This is a genomic window from Geobacillus sp. GHH01 (assembly GCF_000336445.1).
Taxonomy (GTDB): Bacteria; Bacillota; Bacilli; order Bacillales; family Anoxybacillaceae; genus Geobacillus; species Geobacillus zalihae.
Window position 1 is genome coordinate 262,126 of record NC_020210.1, and the last position, 16,382, is coordinate 278,507.

The 16,382-nt window shown below is 54.1% G+C and carries 7 protein-coding genes, 3 rRNA genes, 1 pseudogene and 2 riboswitches; of the genes and pseudogenes, 9 read left to right on the forward strand and 2 right to left on the reverse strand.

Going from position 1 to position 16,382, the window contains the following annotated elements:
* Positions 1 to 6: 6 nt before the first annotated feature.
* Positions 7 to 1,230, reverse strand: a complete 1,224-nt coding sequence (locus tag GHH_RS01440) for an Nramp family divalent metal transporter (RefSeq protein ID WP_015373801.1) — start codon at positions 1,228 to 1,230, stop codon at positions 7 to 9.
* Between the two features lie 128 nt (positions 1,231 to 1,358).
* Here GHH_RS01440 and GHH_RS01445 point away from each other — a divergent pair, with 128 nt between their 5' ends.
* The 9 genes and pseudogenes from GHH_RS01445 (at position 1,359) to rrf (ending at position 15,565) form a co-directional block, all read left to right on the forward strand.
* A complete protein-coding gene (locus GHH_RS01445; RefSeq protein ID WP_015373802.1) occupies positions 1,359 to 2,315 on the forward strand; it encodes a MoxR family ATPase in 957 nt (318 codons plus the stop codon).
* 5 nt (positions 2,316 to 2,320) lie between these two features.
* A complete protein-coding gene (locus GHH_RS01450) occupies positions 2,321 to 3,502 on the forward strand; it encodes a DUF58 domain-containing protein (RefSeq protein WP_015373803.1) in 1,182 nt (393 codons plus the stop codon).
* Positions 3,499 to 5,661, forward strand: a complete 2,163-nt coding sequence (locus GHH_RS01455; RefSeq protein ID WP_015373804.1) for a transglutaminaseTgpA domain-containing protein — start codon at positions 3,499 to 3,501, stop codon at positions 5,659 to 5,661. The genes GHH_RS01450 and GHH_RS01455 overlap by 4 nt, the downstream gene beginning before the upstream one ends.
* Positions 5,662 to 5,701: 40 nt before the next feature.
* A riboswitch (purine riboswitch) is annotated at positions 5,702 to 5,803 on the forward strand.
* Positions 5,804 to 5,864: 61 nt separating this feature from the next.
* Positions 5,865 to 7,397 (forward strand): glutamine-hydrolyzing GMP synthase, encoded by a 1,533-nt coding sequence (guaA, locus tag GHH_RS01460; RefSeq protein ID WP_015373805.1) that lies wholly within the window; start codon positions 5,865 to 5,867, stop codon positions 7,395 to 7,397.
* 88 nt (positions 7,398 to 7,485) lie between these two features.
* A riboswitch (purine riboswitch) is annotated at positions 7,486 to 7,587 on the forward strand.
* Positions 7,588 to 7,682: 95 nt separating this feature from the next.
* Positions 7,683 to 9,008 (forward strand): NCS2 family permease, encoded by a 1,326-nt coding sequence (locus GHH_RS01465; protein ID WP_015373806.1) that lies wholly within the window; start codon positions 7,683 to 7,685, stop codon positions 9,006 to 9,008.
* Between the two features lie 76 nt (positions 9,009 to 9,084).
* Positions 9,085 to 9,474: pseudogene (locus GHH_RS01470) on the forward strand (GNAT family N-acetyltransferase); the annotation flags it as partial.
* A 361-nt stretch (positions 9,475 to 9,835) separates the two neighbouring features.
* Positions 9,836 to 11,394 (forward strand): 16S ribosomal RNA (locus GHH_RS01475).
* A 649-nt stretch (positions 11,395 to 12,043) separates the two neighbouring features.
* A 23S ribosomal RNA gene (locus tag GHH_RS01480) occupies positions 12,044 to 14,972 on the forward strand.
* A 476-nt stretch (positions 14,973 to 15,448) separates the two neighbouring features.
* Positions 15,449 to 15,565 (forward strand): 5S ribosomal RNA (gene rrf, locus GHH_RS01485).
* Together the 16S, 23S and 5S rRNA genes form the textbook arrangement of a ribosomal RNA operon.
* 254 nt (positions 15,566 to 15,819) lie before the next feature.
* Here rrf and GHH_RS01490 read toward each other — a convergent pair.
* Positions 15,820 to 16,263 (reverse strand): Hsp20/alpha crystallin family protein, encoded by a 444-nt coding sequence (locus GHH_RS01490; RefSeq protein WP_015373808.1) that lies wholly within the window; start codon positions 16,261 to 16,263, stop codon positions 15,820 to 15,822.
* Positions 16,264 to 16,382: the final 119 nt, after the last annotated feature.

The following is a 16,382-nucleotide window of genomic DNA, read 5'->3' on the forward strand; positions in this document are numbered from 1 at the left end:
CAAATGTTAAGCAAACAGGCGAATGAGTTCATTAATCGACAAGACGGCAAACAGCGCCAGACAAAGAACGAGCAGCGCATTCGAGAGCCAATGGTTGCGCCCTTCGTCCGGAAGCGCTTTTTTCGAATTGAGCAAATAAAGAAGCGTCACAGCCAAAAATGGCATAAACAGCGCGCCGAGCGCCCCGTAGGCGATGATGAGTCCGACCGGCTTGCCGATGAAATGCAAGAGCATCGGCGGGAAGGTGAGCCAAAAGACGTAGAAGCGGAACGCTTTTGACTGGTTGAGCGATTCGGCGCCAACCGGCGTTTTCCGCATGTTGCGAACAAAATCGGCGAACAAATACGAAACGCCGTTCCAAACGCCGATGACCGATGTAAATGACGCCGACCAAAAGCCGAGCAAAAAGAGCCAACGGGCAGCCGGGTGCAGCTCGTTGCCCATGATCGAAGCGAATGACACAAGCCCCTGCTCGCCGCTGATCGTCGTGTCAGTGCCGTACAACAAGGCGGCCCCAAGCACGAGAAGCGACAACGTAAAGATGGCGGTGACAATATAAGCGACAGCGGAATCATAGCGCATCGGCGATACGTAAGCTCGCCCTTTCCAGCCGTTTTCCTGCAGCCAATATCCGTATGACGCCATGGTGATAGAGCCGCCGACGCCGCCGATCAGCCCGAGAGCATACAAAAGCGACCCTTTCGGCAAATCCGGAACGGCCGTTTTCCAAAGATCATCGAGCTGCGGCAGGACAAGAAGCGCCGAGCCGACCACGGTAATGAACATGAGCCCGACGAGCACATTCATGACCCGCTCAAACAATTGGAATCGGCCGGACCAAGTAATCGCAAAGCCAGCCACCCCATGGATGACGGCCCACGCCCAAAGCGGAATGGACGGGATCATCGCTGACATCGCCAAGGCGCACGATGACGTACCGGCCGCGCCGTATACGAATCCCCAAATAATGGCGTACACGCCAAAATAGATTGAGGCCCATTTCCCCATTGACTGCCAGCCTTCGAAAATGGTTTTGCCGCTGAGCAAATGCCAACGGCCGACCCCTTCATTCAACACAAACTTGAACAATGCACCGACGATGATCGCCCACATAAAGACAAGGCCGTAGTTCGTTCCGGCGACAAGAGCGGCCACCAAATCCCCGGCCCCGACTCCGGTCGCTGCGACGATCAGCCCCGGGCCGATCATCGTCCACTTCGATTTCCCCATTTTTCTCTTCCCCCTTGTTGCAAATGGATTCCAAAAGTTCAGTATATTCGATATTATAGTAATAGTATAAACTGCGCCTTGTCTACCGCTGAAAGACCCATTCATTACTATAAAAGGAGTTTGATGTCATGGCGATTTACGAGCCGCTGCTTCCCCCTTTTGAAAAGGTGGTCCGCAACATTGAGCAAGTCATCGTCGGAAAACGCGACGTCATCATCCTCAGCTTAACAGCGTTATTGGCCAAAGGCCATGTGCTGCTCGAGGATGTGCCCGGCGTCGGCAAGACGATGCTTGTGCGTGCGCTGGCGAAATCATTCAACGTGGAGCTCAAGCGCATTCAGTTTACGCCGGATTTGCTGCCGAGCGATGTGATCGGCGTTTCCGTCTATAATCCAAAAGAACGGCAGTTTGAGTACAAGCCCGGCCCGATTGTCGCTCATATTGTGTTGGCTGATGAGATTAACCGGACGTCGCCGAAAACGCAGTCGGCGCTGCTTGAGGCGATGGAAGAAGGAAGTGTGACGGTGGATGGTGTCACCCGGGTGTTGCCGCAGCCGTTTTTGGTGATGGCGACGCAAAATCCGATTGAGTATGAAGGAACGTACCCGCTTCCTGAGGCCCAGCTTGACCGGTTTTTGTTGAAATTGCACATGGGCTATCCGTCCCCTGACGAGGAAATCGAAATGTTAAACCGTCTAGAAAAGACGGCACCGCTGGCGGAGATCGGCCCGGTGATGTCGCTTGATGAATTGCTTGCGCTGCAACGAAAGGTAGCCGACGTGCATGTGAGCGATACCGTGAAGCGGTATATCGTCGATCTCATCCAGCAAAGCCGTGTGCACGAAGCGGTCTATTTGGGCGTCAGCCCGCGCGGGGCCGCCGCTTTGATGAAGGCGGCGCAGGCGTACGCGTTCATCCATGGCCGTGATTTTGTCATCCCCGATGATGTGCAACAGCTCGCTCCGCATGTGCTCGCCCACCGTCTCTTGATTCGTCCTGAAGCAAAATGGGACAAGCTTGACGCCACTGCCGTCATCAAACAGCTTCTAGCCCGTACGCCGGTGCCGGTGCAAGGACGGCGATAAAAGCGATGAACGCGAAGCGAATGAAGAAGGGGAGGCGTTGGCTCCCGCTTGTTGGATTGTTGCTGTTGACCGCAATCTTGTTTTCCTACGCCATGTTTCAAGGTGGATTTGTCAGCTGGTTTTTGTTTTACAGCTTTTTGCCGTTTGGACTGCATGCGTTTGCCGTCGCCTTGTATCCGCTCAGACGCGCTGCGGTGATTCGAACCGTGCCGGCGCGGCGCTACCATGCGGGTGAATCGATTCCGGTGATGGTTCGTATCGAGTTGCCGTGGGCGGTTCCGCTGGCGGCGCTTGCTGTTGCTGAGGAAGGGTGGAAGCACGGAGGAGAGATGATTGCGATTGCTTGGCCGTTTCGCCGCCATCTTTCTTGTACATGGCCGCTTTCCTTGCCGCGCGGCCGTCATCAATTGGAAGCTGTTCGCTTGGAAGCGCGCGATGTCTTTGGCTGGGTGAACAAAACGGCATCGTTTTATGCCCCGTGCACGGTCATCGTCTATCCACGTTATATCGAATGGCCGCCTGAGATGGTGCGCGAATGGTTTGCCCAAGGAAAAGCTGCGCGCACGCTTGCCTATCGCCGCGATATGGCCGTGGCGGCCGGCGCCCGTGAATACGTGCCTGGGGACAAAATGTCGTGGGTGCATTGGAAGGCGTCAGCGCGCAGACAGGAACTGATGACCAAAGAGTTTGATGAACAGCGCAATGACGATTGGATCGTTGTGCTCGACGGCGCCGCGTCTCCATGGTTTGAGGAGCTTGTCACGTTAGCGGCTTCCGTATCGAAGGCGTTGATAGATGAAGGGGTGCCGGTCGGGATGCTCGTTGCTGGAAAAGAGCGTTCTTTCTTAGCGCCGCGCCGCCATGACGGACAGTGGCAGTCGATTCTTCTCCGGTTGGCGGAAGTGGACGTCGGCGGCCAAGAGCCGCTCGCGCATGTTTTAGCTGAGGAGGCGAACTGGAGGACGGCTGCTGGTTGCATCATTGTGACGTCCGCGTTGTCCGCCCAGTTGGCCGGGCAGCTGCGAGCAATGGCGCCAAAACGCCATATTGTTCTGTATGTTGTCAACCGTGAATGGGGAGAGGATGAGCGGAATTGGGCGGACAGGCTTCGCCGCAGCGGAGTGTACGTATCGCGCATTGACCCGCAGGCGTTGCAAACCGTCCGGCAAGGAGGAGGAGACGGATGAGACCGTTAGGGGCAAACATGTTATCTACCGTGCTGTCTAACGCCCTAGCCGCTTGGCTGCTCACGGAATGGCTTTGGCCGTTAGAGGCCGTCACCGATACAGCGCATATAGGCGTGTTTGTATCATTTGTCGCCCTTTGTTTCGGACTTCATTTGCTCCGTGTTCCCATATGGCTTTCCGCGCTCGGGAAAATGGTTTATATATGGTGGGCGCTTTCTCGTCTATTTTCTTTTGCTTCGATCGCCGCTTTGCCTCATGCGCTTTGGCGGGATAGCACCGTCTGGTTGTTGGGCGACCGGTCTTCTATGCCGGGTGATGCGCTGCGCACCTTTGTCTTTTTTCTGCTGTTATGGGCCGTTTCGTTCCTGTTGCATTGGCTTATTGTACGGCGGAATCGGTGGTTTGTCCCATACGCGTTGACAGTTGGGTATATCGCTGTGCTTGATACGTTTCTGCCATATAGCGGCAACGGGGCGATCCTTCGTCTTGTTGCGCTCGGCTTTTTTGCCTTCGTTTGGCTCCAGGGCGAAGAGCTGCAGGCAAAAGCGCCGTCTTTTCGCATCGGAAAGTGGCGGGCGGCCGCTCTATTCATTCCTGCCGTCGCTCTTGCGGTTGGGTATGCGGGTCCGAAGCTGCCGCCGCAATGGCCGGATCCGGTGGCGTTTATCCGCAGCTATCACGCCCAGCCGGAAGAAACGAACGATGACTCACCTTCTCCTGGTGTGGCAAAAGTGGGATATGGGCAAAATGATTCCCGCCTCGGCGGGCCGTTTATTGCTGATGATGCCGTCGTTTTCATTGCCAAAGACCAAGGCCGTCATTATTGGCGCGTCGAAACGAAAGACATTTACACGGGAAAAGGGTGGGAAGCGTTTCAAAGCGAACAAGTCCAGTCGTTTGGAAACGGTGAGCTGATTAGGTATGAATGGTGGAGCGACAAAGTCAAGACGGTCGAGCAGACGGCGGAAATCACCCGCCAAGACCAGGCGTTTCATCTCGTCTATCCGCTCGGCTTGCAACAGGTGCAAACGTCTGACCATATCGTCTACCGCATGCATATGGCGACGGAAAAAATTTATACGAGCGATCAAAACGCCAACGCGCTTCCGATCCGTCAGTATATGCTGACGTATATGGAGCCAGATTTTCCGATTGAGGCATTGCGCGCCGCTCCTCCTGTCCAAGACCCGCCCTTTTTGAAACGTTATACGCAATTGCCAGAGACGCTTCCGCAGCGGGTTCGCGAGTTGGCGAAGCAAATTACTGATGGAAAAGAAACCGTGTACGACAAGGTAAAAGCGATCGAGCAATACTTCCATCTGAACGGATACACGTACGAAACGACGGACGTCGCTGTTCCCGGGCCTGATCAAGATTACGTCGACCAGTTTTTATTTGAGACGAAGCAAGGGTATTGCGACAATTTTTCCACCTCGATGGCGGTGCTCGTCCGCACACTGGGCATTCCAGCGCGCTGGGTGAAAGGGTACACATCCGGACGGTTGGTTGGGGAACAAGACGGGCAATCGGTTTATGAAGTGCGCAACAACGACGCCCATTCATGGGTCGAAGTGTATTTTGAAGGCATCGGCTGGGTGCCATTTGAACCGACGCAAGGGTTTGTCAATCCATATGCGTTCTCGCTTGCCGCTTCGAATCCAGAGGAGCCAGAACCACAGCTGCAGCCGGAAGAACGGGAAACGCCGCGTGTGCCGCTCGATCAATTACTTGAGCAACCTTCGACGGCACAGGGGGAGCATTGGTGGGAGAAGCTGGCGGATGTTTGGTCGTGGAAAATGGGGTTGACCACGCTGGTCGTGTTGGCCGTGTTGGGCGGAGCGGCCTATGCGACAAGGCGGAAATGGTGGCCGCGCTTTACGCTGTTTCGGTTCCGCCGCCGGAAACTCGATGGGGCCGCCTGGCTCATTTCTGCGTACGGGGCGCTTCTTCGCCATTTGCAAGATTATGGACTTAAGCGTCGGCCGCATGAAACGCTGCGTCAATACGCCGCCGAAGTGGATCGCCTGTTTGAAACAGATGAAATGAATCGGTTGACGAAACTATATGAACGCGCCGTATACGGAACGGGAATCAAGCAAGCCAATGTCCGTGAAGCGGTGGAATTGTGGGAAAATTTAATAAAAAGGACGATCTCTTGACCGTATGCTGGCAAGTTGATAGAATGAACTCAAATTTGCATACGGATAGACGAAAGCCCTTCATATAAGCGCAAGAATATGGCTTGCGCGTCTCTACCGGGCCGCCGTAAACGGCCCGACTATGAAGGCAGAAGACGCTGCTATTCTGCCTTCATCCATGTTTTGGGCAATGGCAGCGTTATTTTTTTGACGGGGTGGAAAACATGAACCAAGAAATGATCGTCGTCTTGGACTTTGGCAGTCAATATAACCAGCTGATTACCCGCCGCATCCGAGAGTTTGGTGTCTACAGCGAACTGCATCCGCACACGATCCGTGCTGAGGAAATTCGTGCGCTGAACGCCAAAGGAATCATTTTCTCGGGCGGTCCAAACAGCGTGTATGATGAACGAGCGTTTACATGCGACCCAGCGATTTTTGAGCTGGGGCTGCCGATTTTAGGGATTTGCTACGGGATGCAGCTGATGGCGCACCATTTAGGAGGTAAGGTGGAAAAAGCGACGCACCGTGAATACGGCAAAGCGCTCATCCAAGTGAAAAACGATTCTTTGCTTTTTCATGGTTTGCCGGACGAGCAAGTCGTTTGGATGAGCCACGGCGATTTGGTGACCGCTCCGCCGGCTGGTTTCGCTGTCGATGCGACGAGCCCTTCGTGCCCGATTGCTGCGATGAGTGACGAACGGCGAAAATGGTATGGAGTGCAATTCCATCCAGAAGTGCGCCACTCGGTATACGGCAATGATCTATTGAAGAAATTTGTCTTTGAGGTGTGCGGCTGCCGGGGCGACTGGACGATGGAAAACTTTATTGATGAGCAGGTGCGCCGCATCCGTGAACAAGTGGGCGGAAAAAAAGTGCTGTGCGCCTTAAGCGGCGGAGTCGATTCGTCGGTTGCTGCCGTTTTGGTGCACCGCGCCATTGGCGATCAACTTACTTGTATTTTCGTCGACCATGGCCTTTTGCGCAAAGGTGAAGCCGAAAGCGTCATGAAGACGTTCCGTGAGCAGTTCCAAATGAATGTCATTAAAGTTGATGCGAAAGACCGCTTTTTGGCGAAACTCAAAGGGGTTACGGACCCGGAACAAAAGCGGAAAATCATCGGCAACGAGTTTATTTACGTATTTGACGACGAGGCGGCCAAGCTTGAAGGCATTGAATTTTTAGTGCAAGGCACGCTCTATACCGACATTATCGAAAGCGGCACGGCGACGGCGCAAACGATCAAATCGCATCATAATGTCGGCGGTTTGCCGGAAGATATGAAATTCGAACTGATCGAACCGCTCAATACGCTGTTTAAAGACGAAGTGCGTGCACTCGGCACGCAACTAGGAATCCCAGACGAAATCGTCTGGCGGCAGCCGTTCCCGGGGCCAGGGCTTGGCATCCGTGTTCTTGGAGAAGTGACGGAAGAAAAATTGGAAATCGTTCGCGAATCAGACGCCATTTTGCGCGAAGAAGTGAAAAAAGCTGGGTTGGACCGCGAAATTTGGCAATACTTTACCGTCCTTCCCGACATTCGCAGCGTTGGGGTGATGGGGGATGCCCGCACGTACGATTATACGGTCGCCATCCGCGCGGTGACCTCGATCGACGGGATGACCGCCGATTGGGCCCGCATCCCGTGGGATGTGCTCGAGCGGATTTCAACGCGCATCGTCAATGAGGTGCCGCATGTCAACCGCGTCGTCTACGATATTACAAGCAAGCCTCCGGCAACGATCGAGTGGGAATAAAAACGAACAAAAGACGGACATTTCCAAAGAAATGTTCGTCTTTTTTCTTGACAGGTCATCTTCAGGCTGATACAATAGCCGTGGAATCATGAATATTGTTGAATTCCGTCGTATAATCCCGGGAATATGGCTCGGGAGTTTCTACCAAGCTACCGTAAATAGCTTGACTACGAGGGATGTGAAATAGAGAGCCGATGTCCTCTCTCTGTTCGTCATTCCTTCTTAGTCAACGCTTCTGGTAGCTGCTAGAAGCGTTTTTTATTTTATGTATAGGAGGGGGCAGACGTGAGAAAGTACTTCCAGTTTGATGAGCTCGGCACGAACTATCGAACGGAGATTATCGCCGGGCTGACGACGTTTTTGTCGATGGCGTACATTTTGTTCGTCAACCCATTTACCTTGTCGTTAGGGGCTGTGAAAGATTTTCCTGACGAACTGCGCATTGACCAAGGCGCCGTGTTTGTCGCCACGGCTTTGGCAGCGGCGTACGGATCGATTTTGATGGGAGTGTTGGCCCGCTATCCAATCGCCTTGGCGCCTGGGATGGGGCTGAATGCCTTTTTCGCCTTCACCGTCGTGCTGCATATGGGCATTCCGTGGCAAACGGCCTTGGCGGGAGTGTTTGTTTCCGGCATCATTTTTACGATTTTATCGCTCACCGGCATTCGAGAAAAAATCATCGATGCCATTCCCGTTGAACTGAAATATGCCGTCAGCGCCGGAATTGGGCTGTTCATCACGTTCATCGGCCTGCAAAACGCCGGCATTATTGTGAATAACGACGCCACCCTGGTCGGATTGAGCGATTTGAAGGATGGCAATACGCTGCTCGCCATTTTCGGATTGTTCATCACCGTTGTTTTAATGGTGAAAAAGGTAAACGGCGGCGTCTTTTACGGCATGGTCATTACGGCTGTCGTTGGCATGATTTTCGGACTGATTGAAGTGCCGAAACAAATTGTCGGCGCGATCCCGGACATTTCCCCGACGTTCGGCGTCGCGATTGAACACTTGCCAGATATTCTTTCGCTGAAAATGCTTGGCGTCGTCTTGACATTCTTTATTGTCGACTTTTTCGATGCGACCGGCACCCTTTTGGCAGTGGCCAACCAAGCCGGGCTGTTGAAAAACAACAAACTGCCGCGCGCCGGCAAAGCGCTGCTTGTCGATGCGACAGCAGTGATGGTGGGGGCGGTGTTTGGCACATCGACGACGACATCGTACATCGAATCGTCAGCCGGCGTCGCCGCCGGAGGACGCTCTGGGTTTTCGGCCGTTGTGACGGGGATTTTGTTCTTGCTGGCGTTGTTCTTCTCGCCGCTGTTAAGCGTCATTACCGCACCGGTCACCGCGCCAGCGCTCATCATCGTCGGGGTATTAATGGCCTCGTCGATCGGCGAAATTGACTGGAAGAAGTTCGAAGTCGCTGTACCGGCGTTCTTCACGCTCATCACGATGCCGCTTTCCTACAGCATCGCCACTGGGATTGCCGTTGGCTTCATCTTCTACCCGATCACGATGATTTTAAAAGGCCGCGGCAAAGACGTGCATCCGCTGTTGTATGTGCTGTTTGTCGTTTTTATTTGTTACTTCGTCTTTTTGCGGGAATAGTAACGGAGACGCAAGACTGTTCCAAAAGGCAGGTTGGATAGCCTTTCAGAGCAGTCTTTTTTGTATGTCCTAAAAGGTCGGTCAAGGATTGCAGAAATTTGCTGCTGGCAATGGTTTTGAGGCAGGGATTTGGCATCGTGGCCAATTGGCCGGTGTCATTGGAATTCATTATATTGATCGAGTAAATCGAAAAACGAGCATTGGCTACTGGCTTGGCGAATCGTTTCAAGGAATGGGATTGATGACGAAAGCATGCAAGGCGTGCATTGACTATTTGTTGGTTGAACAAGGGATGAATCGTGTCGAAATCCGCTGTGCGGTAGAAAATCAACGGAGCAGAGCGATTCCTGAACGGCTGGGATTTACGAATGAAGGGACGATTCGAGATGCGGAGTGGCTTTACGATCATTTTGTCGACCATGTTGTGTACGGGATGTTAGCGAGAGAATGGAAGAAATGTGAATAAGGGAGTTTGGGGCCGAAAGAAAAAATCTTGAATAAACTGTTGACACATCAAAATGGAGATGCTATATTGGTAAAGCCGCTTCAATGCGGCGAAAAAACAAAAAACATATTGACATAAACAAAAAGGGATGATATATTATAAGAGTCGCTTTTGAGATAATGGATGTCTCAATAAAGCAAATGCGAATAAAGGATAAGCTCGTTCCTTGAAAACTGAACGAAACGAAGCGCGATAGAAAAGCTGAGGCGCCGAGATTAGCTCCCGAAGCCAAATGTACTTCACCCGGAGGGTGCTTGCACCCCGAGGGGGAAGGTGATTTGGCAGCAGAGAGCTAGGCGCCGAAGCAAAAGCCAATCAACTTTCTTTGGAGAGTTTGATCCTGGCTCAGGACGAACGCTGGCGGCGTGCCTAATACATGCAAGTCGAGCGGACCGGATTGGGGCTTGCCTTGATTCGGTCAGCGGCGGACGGGTGAGTAACACGTGGGCAACCTGCCCGCAAGACCGGGATAACTCCGGGAAACCGGAGCTAATACCGGATAACACCGAAGACCGCATGGTCTTTGGTTGAAAGGCGGCCTTTGGGCTGTCACTTGCGGATGGGCCCGCGGCGCATTAGCTAGTTGGTGAGGTAACGGCTCACCAAGGCGACGATGCGTAGCCGGCCTGAGAGGGTGACCGGCCACACTGGGACTGAGACACGGCCCAGACTCCTACGGGAGGCAGCAGTAGGGAATCTTCCGCAATGGGCGAAAGCCTGACGGAGCGACGCCGCGTGAGCGAAGAAGGCCTTCGGGTCGTAAAGCTCTGTTGTGAGGGACGAAGGAGCGCCGTTCGAAGAGGGCGGCGCGGTGACGGTACCTCACGAGAAAGCCCCGGCTAACTACGTGCCAGCAGCCGCGGTAATACGTAGGGGGCGAGCGTTGTCCGGAATTATTGGGCGTAAAGCGCGCGCAGGCGGTCTCTTAAGTCTGATGTGAAAGCCCACGGCTCAACCGTGGAGGGTCATTGGAAACTGGGGGACTTGAGTGCAGGAGAGGAGAGCGGAATTCCACGTGTAGCGGTGAAATGCGTAGAGATGTGGAGGAACACCAGTGGCGAAGGCGGCTCTCTGGCCTGCAACTGACGCTGAGGCGCGAAAGCGTGGGGAGCAAACAGGATTAGATACCCTGGTAGTCCACGCCGTAAACGATGAGTGCTAAGTGTTAGAGGGGTCACACCCTTTAGTGCTGCAGCTAACGCGATAAGCACTCCGCCTGGGGAGTACGGCCGCAAGGCTGAAACTCAAAGGAATTGACGGGGGCCCGCACAAGCGGTGGAGCATGTGGTTTAATTCGAAGCAACGCGAAGAACCTTACCAGGTCTTGACATCCCCTGACAACCCAAGAGATTGGGCGTTCCCCCTTCGGGGGGACAGGGTGACAGGTGGTGCATGGTTGTCGTCAGCTCGTGTCGTGAGATGTTGGGTTAAGTCCCGCAACGAGCGCAACCCTCGCCTCTAGTTGCCAGCATTCGGTTGGGCACTCTAGAGGGACTGCCGGCGACAAGTCGGAGGAAGGTGGGGATGACGTCAAATCATCATGCCCCTTATGACCTGGGCTACACACGTGCTACAATGGGCGGTACAAAGGGCTGCGAACCCGCGAGGGGGAGCGAATCCCAAAAAGCCGCTCTCAGTTCGGATTGCAGGCTGCAACTCGCCTGCATGAAGCCGGAATCGCTAGTAATCGCGGATCAGCATGCCGCGGTGAATACGTTCCCGGGCCTTGTACACACCGCCCGTCACACCACGAGAGCTTGCAACACCCGAAGTCGGTGAGGCAACCCGCAAGGGAGCCAGCCGCCGAAGGTGGGGCAAGTGATTGGGGTGAAGTCGTAACAAGGTAGCCGTACCGGAAGGTGCGGCTGGATCACCTCCTTTCTAAGGAGAAAAGCGAAGGCGAGCGTTTCGCCGCGATGGGCAAATGTTCTTCGCCTGGAGGGATTTACAATCCCGAAGGCGAAGGTTATTTGACCCCGAGCGGCGGCGAGCCGGAGCTAGACAATCCGAAAAGCGGAGGCCGCAATGGCCAACCATTAACTAATCGCGCTTTCGTTTCGTTCGGTTTTGAGGGAATGAGAAATTCCTTCACTTGTTTTGCGCCTGCGTCTTCTAGCAGATTCAAGGAAGATGGATTCCTCGGCGCAAAGCTGCAAGGAAGCAGACTCAAGGCAGTCGCTTCGTTCAGTTTTGAAGGAATGAAAAGTTCCTTCAAAAGCGCCTGTGCCTGCGTGTGCTAGCAGGTTCAGGGAAGCAAGATTCCTCGGCACAAGACTGCAGAGAAGTGAATTCAATGAAGTAGTCTCGTTTGCGTCTGCGTCTACAAGCGGATTCGGAGAAGCCGAATTCCTCGACGCAAACCAGCGAAGAAGCAGGTTCAAGGCAGCAACTTTGCATCTGCGTCTTCTAGCAGATTCGAGGAAGTGGGATTCCTCGATGCAAGACTGCAGAGAAGCAAATTCAAGAAGCAGTCTCGTTCCTTGAAAACTAGATAACCGGAAACGCAAAGGAAGAAGCCGAGAGCGCAATAGGTTAAGCTAGAAAGGGCGCACGGTGGATGCCTTGGCACTAGGAGCCGATGAAGGACGGGGCAAACGCCGAAACGCTTCGGGGAGCTGTAAGCAAGCGTTGATCCGGAGATGTCCGAATGGGGGAACCCACTGTCCGTAATGGGGCAGTATCCATGCCTGAATCCATAGGGCATGGAGGGCACACCCGGGGAACTGAAACATCTTAGTACCCGGAGGAGAAGAAAGCAAATGCGATTCCCTAAGTAGCGGCGAGCGAAACGGGAACAGCCCAAACCAAGAGGCGTGCCTCTTGGGGTTGTAGGACCGCTCACAATGGGAGTGAGAAAGGAACGGGGTAGACGAACCGGTCTGGAACGGCCGGCCAGAGAAGGTGAGAGCCCTGTAGTCGAAACTTCGTTCCCTCCCGAGCGGATCCTGAGTACGGCGGGACACGGGAAATCCCGTCGGAAGCAGGGAGGACCATCTCCCAAGGCTAAATACTCCCTAGTGACCGATAGTGCACCAGTACCGTGAGGGAAAGGTGAAAAGCACCCCGGGAGGGGAGTGAAAGAGAACCTGAAACCGTGTGCCTACAAGTAGTCAGAGCCCGTTGATGGGTGATGGCGTGCCTTTTGTAGAATGAACCGGCGAGTGACGATGGCGTGCGAGGTTAAGCCGAAGAGGCGGAGCCGCAGCGAAAGCGAGTCTGAACAGGGCGTGTGAGTACGTCGTCGTCGACCCGAAACCAGGTGATCTACCCATGTCCAGGGTGAAGGCCGGGTAACACCGGCTGGAGGCCCGAACCCACGCACGTTGAAAAGTGCGGGGATGAGGTGTGGGTAGGGGTGAAATGCCAATCGAACTTGGAGATAGCTGGTTCTCCCCGAAATAGCTTTAGGGCTAGCCTCGGGTTTAGGAGTCTTGGAGGTAGAGCACTGATTGGGCTAGGGGCCCAAACCGGGTTACCGAACCCAGTCAAACTCCGAATGCCAATGACTTATGCCCGGGAGTCAGACTGCGAGTGATAAGATCCGTGGTCGAGAGGGGAACAGCCCAGACCGCCAGCTAAGGCCCCGAAGTGCACGTTCAGTGGAAAAGGATGTGGAGTTGCAAAGACAACCAGGATGTTGGCTTAGAAGCAGCCACCATTTAAAGAGTGCGTAATAGCTCACTGGTCGAGTGACTCTGCGCCGAAAATGTACCGGGGCTAAACGTGCCGCCGAAGCTGCGGGATGACCGTTGGTCATCGGTAGGGGAGCGTTCTAAGGGCAGAGAAGCCAGACCGGAAGGACTGGTGGAGCGCTTAGAAGTGAGAATGCCGGTATGAGTAGCGAAAACAGAGGTGAGAATCCTCTGCGCCGAAAGCCTAAGGGTTCCTGAGGAAGGTTCGTCCGCTCAGGGTTAGTCGGGACCTAAGCCGAGGCCGAAAGGCGTAGGTGATGGACAACAGGTTGAGATTCCTGTACCACCTTCTTCCCGTTTGAGCGATGGGGGGACGCAGGAGGATAGGGCGAGCAGGCGGCTGGAAGAGCCTGTCCAAGCCGTGAGGCTGATCCGCAGGCAAATCCGCGGATCATAAGGCCAAGCGGTGACGGCGACGGAGTGATCCGGAAGTCCCCGATTTCACACTGCCAAGAAAAGCCTCTAGCGAGGGAAGAGGTGCCCGTACCGCAAACCGACACAGGTAGGCGAGGAGAGAATCCTAAGGCGCGCGGGAGAACTCTCGTTAAGGAACTCGGCAAAATGACCCCGTAACTTCGGGAGAAGGGGTGCTCTTTGGGGTGAAGAGCCCTGAAGAGCCGCAGTGAAAAGGCCCAAGCGACTGTTTATCAAAAACACAGGTCTCTGCGAAGCCGAAAGGCGACGTATAGGGGCTGACACCTGCCCGGTGCTGGAAGGTTAAGGGGAGCGCTTAGCGGAAGCGAAGGTGCGAACCGAAGCCCCAGTAAACGGCGGCCGTAACTATAACGGTCCTAAGGTAGCGAAATTCCTTGTCGGGTAAGTTCCGACCCGCACGAAAGGTGTAACGACTTGGGCGCTGTCTCAACGAGAGACCCGGTGAAATTATACTACCTGTGAAGATGCAGGTTACCCGCGACAGGACGGAAAGACCCCGTGGAGCTTTACTGCAGCCTGATATGGAATTTTGGTATCGCTTGTACAGGATAGGTGGGAGCCTGGGAAGCCGGAGCGCCAGCTTCGGTGGAGGCGGCGGTGGGATACCACCCTGGCGGTATTGAAATTCTAACCCGCACCCCTTAGCGGGGTGGGAGACAGTGTCAGGCGGGCAGTTTGACTGGGGCGGTCGCCTCCCAAAAGGTAACGGAGGCGCCCAAAGGTTCCCTCAGAATGGTTGGAAATCATTCGGAGAGTGCAAAGGCACAAGGGAGCTTGACTGCGAGACGGACAGGTCGAGCAGGGACGAAAGTCGGGCTTAGTGATCCGGTGGTTCCGCATGGAAGGGCCATCGCTCAACGGATAAAAGCTACCCCGGGGATAACAGGCTGATCTCCCCCAAGAGTCCACATCGACGGGGAGGTTTGGCACCTCGATGTCGGCTCATCGCATCCTGGGGCTGTAGTCGGTCCCAAGGGTTGGGCTGTTCGCCCATTAAAGCGGTACGCGAGCTGGGTTCAGAACGTCGTGAGACAGTTCGGTCCCTATCCGTCGCGGGCGGAGGAAATTTGAGAGGAGCTGTCCTTAGTACGAGAGGACCGGGATGGACGCACCGCTGGTGTACCAGTTGTCCCGCCAGGGGCACCGCTGGGTAGCTATGTGCGGACGGGATAAGCGCTGAAAGCATCTAAGCGTGAAGCCCCCCTCAAGATGAGATTTCCCACCGCGTCAGGCGGGTAAGATCCCTCGAAGATGACGAGGTCGATAGGTCCGAGGTGGAAGCGTGGCGACACGTGGAGCTGACGGATACTAATCGATCGAGGGCTTAACCTAGAAAAGTGGAAGCGCCGCGATTAGCTCTCGAAGCCAAATGTTCTTCACCCGCAGGGGTGCTTGCACCCCGAGGGGGAAGGTTATTTGGCAGAAGAGAGCTAGGCGCTGGAACTGGACAGCAAGAAAAGTGGAGGCCGCCCGCTTATCGGCGAGGTGCGCTGGAGGGCCTGCGAGGAGGCTGTCGCCGCCGCAGCAGGACCGAAGCGTCGCGAGCCGATGGCGGCCGGAACTAGACAGTGAAAAGCGCAGGCGAGCGGGTCGCCGCGACGGGCAAATGTTCTTCGCCTGCAGGGATGTTCACATCCCGAAGGCGAAGGTTATTTGACCCCGAGCGGCGGCGAGCCGGAGCTGGACAATGCGAAAAGCGCAGGCGAGCGGCTTCTTCCGACGGTTATCTAGTTTTGAAGGAATGAATTTCCTTCTTGACATTGTTTGTTTTTCAAGTATAATAAATGATGTCAAAATCCAACCGCTTGCCTAGTGGCTATGGCGGAGGGGAAACACCCGTTCCCATCCCGAACACGGAAGTTAAGCCCTCCAGCGCCGATGGTAGTTGGGGCCAGCGCCCCTGCAAGAGTAGGTCGCTGCTAGGCAGGCAAAAAAATGAGGGAGCTGAATGGTTCTCTCATTATTTTTGCCTAATGGGAAATGAGTCATTTTGAATGACGCCATTTTCAATCCTCTCCCCCAAAATGTAAAGCGTGATCATCGTTTCCTAGACCCCCTTTTTCATAAAAGCGATAGGAAACGGAAACTCGCGTAAGGGTGTCCTGTACGGCATGGACACCCTCTTTTTTTATTTTTTTCGGAAAGGCAGGTATCTCCTTTTTTGGACTCGTGGGGGAGATTATTCGCTTCTTTTGATGACAATTTTCTTTTTCGGCTCGTCAGGGATGAGTCGATGCAGGTGGATGAACAACAGGCCGTTATGGTATGTTGCTTCGATGCGGTCCTCTTTGACGGCGAACGGCAGTGGAATTGTTTTTTGGAATTGGCCTTGGAAAAGGCCTTCTTCTACTAGCTCAAACCCTTTGAAGTTTAGATTAATGGTTGCCTTCACTTCCAACGTTTTGTATGATACATACACTTCTGCATCTTCGATTTTTTCGAGCCCCGGGAGGCTGATGACAACGAGCAGCTCGTTGTCTTTTTTGTAAATGTTCATACCGGATGATGGCTTGTTCGATGACGGCAGCAACGGCTGGATGCTTCCCCAAAAATCATTTTGAAAAAATTGCTGCCAATGTTTTGTCCAATCGGAAAACGGCATAAATGGATTTTCGTTGGTCATAACGTCTCCCTCCTCCGCTCCTTCATCATATGCCGTCTTCTTCGTTTGGTGATTCAAAAAACACGAACATTTGCTTTGATGAAATACTAAATGTTCGATTTTTTCCTTGACACGCCGAA